The organism is Alitiscatomonas aceti (assembly GCF_025567195.1).
Classification (GTDB): Bacteria; Bacillota; Clostridia; order Lachnospirales; family Lachnospiraceae; genus Alitiscatomonas; species Alitiscatomonas aceti.
Map to the genome: position 1 here is coordinate 1 of NZ_JAOQJF010000069.1, position 3,067 is coordinate 3,067.

Genomic DNA, 3,067 nt, shown 5'->3' on the forward strand with positions numbered 1-3,067 from the left:
TCGTACACCATACGAAGCCCGGATGGCAGCGTAACTGATTCATGATATTTTTTAGCCACAAGTGTTACAAAAATGCTTGACCACAACAGAGAGGGAGGATGAAGAGGGAGAAACCTATACAGTTGCAATTCCAATCCAAAGCCTGAATATGGTCTACGGAAATCTTGCTGCAGAATTAAACCAGGAGGTTTCTCTGGAAGATAAAACGAATGTACAGCGCATCTATATGCTGGCAAAATACGGTGTGAGTGTACCAGGTGGAAATGGTCTTCCTCCCGGACAGGCTATGGGAGATGGGAGTTTTTCCGCGCTGATGGCAGAGGCAACTCGTTATATTGGTTATCCCTATGTATGGGGCGGTAGTTCTCCAGACACCAGTTTCGACTGCAGTGGATATATCTGTTGGGTCTACACGAGATCCGGGGTGTATCACCTTTCCCGAACAACAGCTCAGGGGATTTATGACCAGTGTGCGATTGTGTCAAGAGAGGAAGCTAGACCCGGAGATCTGGTGTTTTTTACGGGAACTTATGCATCTGCAGGGGCGGTCAGCCATGTGGGGATTTATGTTGGAGGCTCTAGGATGCTGCATTGTGGTTCGCCTATTGGCTATGCGGACCTTACTTCTCCTTACTGGAACAGCCATCTGTATGCTTTTGGAAGGCTGGCAACTATTCCGGAATGAGGCAGCTAAAAATGAAATTTGTGCAGATTTGCCTGGACAGTTTATGGATATGTGATATCGACTTTTAGAAAAAAGTTCGGTATTGTGTGTGGCTGAAAGGAGGGAAGTAACCGATGGATGAGATTATGGATCAGTTAAATCAGGTAATCGAAGAACGAGTTCTGGAGCTGAAGAGAAAAAGTGAAGAGGACAAGGTTCCCGCTTATTGCACAGAGACCAAGGAACATGTCCTCCGCATGGATCGAATTCTCAATAGCCTTTCAGAGGATGACCGGCAATGGTTGGATGACCAGCTTATGGCTAAAATGGATATACCGGAACAGGAGCGTTTGAGGTATTATAAGGCGGGTCTTGCAGATGCCATTGAACTAATCCATTATTTAAGAACCTGATGAAACGAGATCGGGCGGCTGTGTGAGCAGCCGCCTGATTTGCTTTCTGAAAGAAAAAGGAGATTTGAAATGAGAAATACTACGATCAATGTCAGTTTTAACACAGAAAAATTGGATGCGTTAAAGTTCCACATGGAAAAAAGGGACACCGATCTTCAGGGGGAATTAAATGATACAGTACAGAAACTGTATGAAAAATATGTCCCGCAGGCTACCCGTGAATATATTGATGACAAGGTGGCAAGAGAAATATCCACCAGAGAACGTACCCGTAGAGCTGATCGGACTGCAAGACGGGAGGAGTCCCAGCTGGAAGAATCAGAAATCGTATGATAACCAGAAAAAAGAAAACGGAATCCCCAGTCATCCATGACATCCCCGTGTAGCCCCCTGTGTGCCCCTGTGTCGGGCTTTGGACAGCTAGGTGGCATCGTGGTACCCATACGAGGATTTTAAGCGGTGTTGGGCAAATGTGAGAGAAGGTTATGGAAACAGCAAGAACACGGGGGATAAGGGATTCCTGAGTGGTTGGCAGGGTCGAAACGTGTGCAGGTTAAAGGGGGTATGCTGCTTTTGGCAGCCTACCCCTGGAAAACACCGACCGGCAAAGCCGTTCGGGAAATCTGGTTTGAATACTTTTGGAAAAGGCGGTCGAAAGAATGGTGCTGGATTTTTGAAAGTGGCAGGATTTTGGAGGAAATGAGAGAGAGTTTGTGAATACCTGGTAAGGAGGGAACGATGGGGAGCGAAAATGCGAAAGTCCGTGTTGGGATTTATATTGAAAAAGCTATATTAGAACAGGCAGACGGGTTGTTGGAGACTGCCAATGTGCGTTCCAGAAACGAATTTGTAGCAGAAGCACTTAAATTCTATATGGGATATCTTCTTGCAGGAAAAGCAGAAAATTATTTTTTGCAGTCACTGGCTTCTGTGCTTACGGGAACCGTTCAGGATAGTGAGAACCGTCTGGCCAGGATGGACTTTAAGATAGCAGTGGAATTGTCCAAGCTCTCACAGGTAATTGCCTACACCCATGATGTGGATGAAGAATCTTTAAACAGGCTGCACGTAAAATGTGTTGATGAAGTGAGACGGATCAATGGAACTGTGAAGTTTGAAGATGCGTATCATTATCAAAAGCGGGATGTGTAGATATTGTTGGAAAGGAAACGATGGAAAGAGAATTTATTTGTACTTCCCTCTAGTTGTGTGATGAATTTTCAGAAGAGATAAAAAATAGATTTGTCCTTTACGATGCAATAACTCATCGATTATAATATACTAAGAAATGAATCGAGGTGTAGAATTTTGAATGAGAGAGAACAAATCATTCAACTATGGTTCAAAATGTGGCTTACACAACAGGATCTTGGTATGGATGACATTTTTGCGGAAGACGTGATTTATACTGAAAGCTGGAGTCCAAAATATAATAACCGTCAAGTTGTAAAACATTGGTTTAATGAATGGAATACACGTGGCAAGGTGATGGAGTGGAAGATCAAGCAGTTCTTTCATAAAGATAACCAGACGGTTGTAGAGTGGTATTTTAAAAATGAAATGAATAATGGGAATATAGAGGAATTTGACGGAATGTCCTTGATTGTATGGACAGCAGATAATAAAATAAAATCATTAAAGGAGTTTGGATGTAACTTAAACAATTATAATCCTTATGAGGATAGTGATATGCCTAAATTTAGAGATGAAAAGACTAGTTGGTTTTAATCAGAAACAGAAAAATTATATGTGTTAATCTGGCCGAGGAGGCTTGATTATAAAAGTAAAGATAAAAACGCAACGTATGCAGTGATGCATACCAGAGCCGGTAGGTAGCCCGGCCGTCCTGTATATCAGGGTAAGTAACCTGCCCCTCCGGGTTGTCCATTCTTTGCTCATTTCAATCATTGATGTTGTATAAATAAAGTTGACACCTTATTCTCAAAGAATTCATGTATAATAAAGAGAATAAGGAGGAACTTTCAATGTC

General features: G+C 42.7%; 5 protein-coding genes. All 5 read left to right on the forward strand.

All coding sequences use genetic code 11. The features are described from left to right. Nucleotides 1-76 precede the first annotated feature (76 nt). The 5 genes from OCV69_RS16415 (at nucleotide 77) to OCV69_RS16435 (ending at nucleotide 2,805) form a co-directional block, all read left to right on the forward strand. Nucleotides 77-685 (forward strand): NlpC/P60 family protein, encoded by a 609-nt coding sequence (locus OCV69_RS16415; RefSeq protein ID WP_262563248.1) that lies wholly within the window; start codon nucleotides 77-79, stop codon nucleotides 683-685. A gap of 113 nt (nucleotides 686-798) precedes the next feature. Beyond that, a complete protein-coding gene (locus tag OCV69_RS16420; RefSeq protein ID WP_002593799.1) occupies nucleotides 799-1,077 on the forward strand; it encodes a hypothetical protein in 279 nt (92 codons plus the stop codon). A 69-nt stretch (nucleotides 1,078-1,146) separates the two neighbouring features. Then, complete coding sequence (locus tag OCV69_RS16425; RefSeq protein WP_118584662.1) at nucleotides 1,147-1,410, forward strand: DUF6103 family protein; 264 nt, start codon at nucleotides 1,147-1,149, stop codon at nucleotides 1,408-1,410. A gap of 405 nt (nucleotides 1,411-1,815) precedes the next feature. Beyond that, entirely contained in the window at nucleotides 1,816-2,229 is a 414-nt protein-coding gene (locus OCV69_RS16430; protein WP_002593797.1) for a hypothetical protein, read from the forward strand. A gap of 156 nt (nucleotides 2,230-2,385) precedes the next feature. Next, nucleotides 2,386-2,805 carry a nuclear transport factor 2 family protein gene (locus OCV69_RS16435; RefSeq protein WP_066545529.1) on the forward strand — a complete coding sequence of 140 codons (420 nt, stop codon included), beginning with the start codon at nucleotides 2,386-2,388 and terminating at the stop codon, nucleotides 2,803-2,805. Nucleotides 2,806-3,067 lie beyond the last annotated feature (262 nt).

What these genes read in the sequence shown, in the direction of transcription:
- OCV69_RS16420 (WP_002593799.1), top strand. Translation starts at nt 799, where the DNA reads ATGGATGAGATTATGGATCAGTTAAATCAGGTAATCGAAGAACGAGTT.
- OCV69_RS16425 (WP_118584662.1), top strand. Translation starts at nt 1,147, where the DNA reads ATGAGAAATACTACGATCAATGTCAGTTTTAACACAGAAAAATTGGAT.
- OCV69_RS16430 (WP_002593797.1), top strand. Translation starts at nt 1,816, where the DNA reads ATGGGGAGCGAAAATGCGAAAGTCCGTGTTGGGATTTATATTGAAAAA.